A 3,018-nucleotide genomic window follows, 5' to 3' on the forward strand; every position below is an offset into this window, starting at 1 on the left:
TGACGAAAACGACCTTGTATTAATGCTAGGGGTGTTTCACCTATTGTAACTATGTCTCCCTTTTGAGCATGAGGAACTACATAACGTTTAATAATTTCTATTGGATCGTCTAGCTGAGTTAATAAGTGAGTCCGAATGGGAAATACTTTTGCATTTGTGGTTTCTCGCTGATTTGGCGTAGCATTAGGGTCAGGAAATTTTAGGGGGACTATAATATTTTTCACTTTGGGAACTCGACCACCAGGCCCATAAGTGACATAATTTACTTTAATCCAAGCTGATTTTAGTTGCTCTAAGTTATTACCTTGAATATCAATTGATATTTTGAGTTTTGTCTTTTTTCCTACTTTTACTATATAAGCAAACCAATAGTTATCGGCTCTGGCTGGAGCATCTTCATGGAAAGGAATAATTTGAGTTTGATAATTTACTCCTTCTAAACTTCCACTAGATAGGAGTTTTACTTCTGCCTGTACTTCTGGCACCATAATTTCTAGGCTTTTAGTAAGGTTGCATAATTCCATTTCACCTACTAAAAGATATTTTTCTGGTTCTGCAACTGCTAAATTCCAGTCTCCAGAGGTTAATTCTAAGGCATTCCCTGGACGATTACGATATTGTAATTCTAGTGCTAACCAGCTTAAAGTTATAAGTATGGCTAAAACAATAATTCCTGTTGTTAAAATTTCTGTAATCACTTAATCTCCTACTCAATATCATTTTAACTAAGTTTACTTAATATAATTTCCTTCATTTTATTTGAAAATCCTGTTGATTCTACATAAGTTTAGTTTATTTAGCCAACTATAAATATATTTATTATTGATATATACTAGATATTATGATATAATTTCATGCTTTGTATTTAAGGAAGAAGTAAAACTGAACTTCCGGCAAAAAATTTCATTTTTCCTTATGAGTGAAAAAAACGAAATTTAAAAACATAAACAAAAAAATATATCAGGTTATTCTAGTTGTTTTTTTGTAAAGATTTGTAAACTATATAGATAGTGTTTTGTGGAATTGGTTTCAAGAAAAAATTAGTCCCACTAGGAAAAAATAGTTCCAAATCTCTACTACTTATGCACAGAGTAGATTTGAACTATTTTCCCAAAAACATAAAAGCAAAAAATCAGTAACTTTTGACCAATAAATAAGGTCAATAGCCTCTATTTTAAGGGCATGAAAAGCGGTCGTTTGCGGAGCATTCCGTCAGGATGGAATGGATGGGTTACCTAACCATATCCAATCGACCAATAGAAAATCAGCTTCAGTATTTCAAGCCTCTGGCTCAAGTAGGAGGTACTGATAACTGATAACTGATAACTGATAACTGATAACTGAAATGACCTCAAAAATAGGACTTCTATGAAGCAACTTACGATCGCCGAACGCTATCTATTACTTGCACATATCTTATCAACAGTTTTTGGCCTAGCAGGTCTGTTAATAGTTCTGCCGAATCCTGAAATTATTGTCAGCTTGCCTCCCATAGGACAAACTGCCTTCCAATGGAGCATGGCAGGAGGAGGAGCAACTTTCATTATCTTTGGAGCATTAGCAGTTGCCCTGTATGGAATTAGGAATTTAGGAATAGGTACAACTTTGGCTTTTATGCTGCCTTCTGTATTTCTATCTTTGAGTAGCGAACTATTAGGCACCAGCACAGGATTTCCTTTTGGGGATTATGCTTATCTCAGTGGATTAGGATACAAAATTGCAGGTCTCGTACCATTTACAATTCCCTTATCTTGGTTTTATATGGGATTTGTTTGTTATTTACTGGCTCGTTGCGGTTTACAGGTAAATACTTCTAGTTCCTGGATACGTCATGTAGGAGCGATCGCCACAGGAGCAATACTTCTAACAGCTTGGGATTTAGTTCTTGACCCGGCCATGAGTCAGGCACCTTTTCCATTTTGGGTATTTCAAGATGAAGGGTCTTTTTTTGGAATGCCTTACCGCAATTTAGTGGGGTGGGTAGGTACAGGTGCAATATACATGACTGTAGCTGCTTTGCTTTGGGGCAAGAAAACTATTTTATTGTCCCGTCAAGAATTAAATCTGCCCCTAATAACTTATTTGGTTAATTTTACTTTTGGAGCAACAATTACTATAGTTTCCCTGGATAGTAGATTCTTATTACCTACTGGTTTGAGCATCTTATTAGGAGTTGTTCCAGCAATTATTCTATGGTGGATATCTGAAGCTAATAAATTAAGGCAGATGAATGTGTCTGTAGAAAATGTTGTGACTAACTATGGGGAAAAACTACCTGCAAAACAGGTAGATATGTCTCTTAAATAGTAAATAGGACTTATACCATTTCTCTGGAACAATACGCTTAATAATTATTGGTCAGACCTTATTAAACTGACTATTCTCATCTTTATTAGGAATTACGCAGAGACCATGTATGTAGTATTAAAAACTATAGCGTTACAGTTTTTGTACTCTATATATAGTACCCATGCGTAAGTCCTGTTTATATTAAGCGCAACTTCATGGAGAAATGGTATTACCGAATAATTAATAATTAATAATTAATAATTAATTATTAATTATTAAGAGTTGATAGTCAATTAGAGCGTTTTCCCTTGTTATGAGGTACAAAACTTTAGCTTTGAGGGAACACTTAACACTTAACAGGGAATAGGGAATAGAAAAGAATAAAAACAACTGTACTTCATAACTTCGGAAACTACTGTAATTATTTATTCAACAATTCAGGTTTAAAGCTTCCCCTTTTAAGGGGATAAATCAAAAATTTTCCTTTGAGTCAATCCCCTTCTTTTAAGAAGGGGTGATTATTAATTATTTAATTGTTCATTGTTAATTGCTGAAGGAGAAATTGTGGTCTAAAGCCTCCTTTTTTAAGGAGAAAAAAAGCAAAAAATTTTCCTTTGAGTCAATCCCCTTCTTTTAAGAAGGGGTGATTATTAATTATTTAATTGTTCATTGTTAATTGCTGAAGGAGAAATTGTGGTCTAAAGCCTCCTTTTTTAAGGAGAAAAAAAG

1 protein-coding gene and 1 pseudogene are annotated in these 3,018 nt (G+C 34.1%); one reads left to right on the forward strand and one right to left on the reverse strand.

The features are described from left to right. Nucleotides 1-698: pseudogene (locus F6K22_RS37335) on the reverse strand (F420-0:Gamma-glutamyl ligase); the annotation flags it as partial. 670 nt (nt 699-1,368) lie between these two features. Between F6K22_RS37335 and cruF the strand changes: the two are divergent. Then, nucleotides 1,369-2,307: a gamma-carotene 1'-hydroxylase CruF gene (gene cruF / locus F6K22_RS37340; RefSeq protein WP_293109823.1), complete on the forward strand. Its 939-nt coding sequence runs from the start codon at nt 1,369-1,371 to the stop codon at nt 2,305-2,307. Nucleotides 2,308-3,018: the final 711 nt, after the last annotated feature.

It is taken from the genome of Okeania sp. SIO2F4 (genome assembly GCF_010672385.1).
Taxonomy (GTDB): Bacteria; Cyanobacteriota; Cyanobacteriia; order Cyanobacteriales; family Microcoleaceae; genus Trichodesmium.

What these genes read in the sequence shown, in the direction of transcription:
- cruF (WP_293109823.1), top strand. Translation starts at nt 1,369, where the DNA reads ATGAAGCAACTTACGATCGCCGAACGCTATCTATTACTTGCACATATC.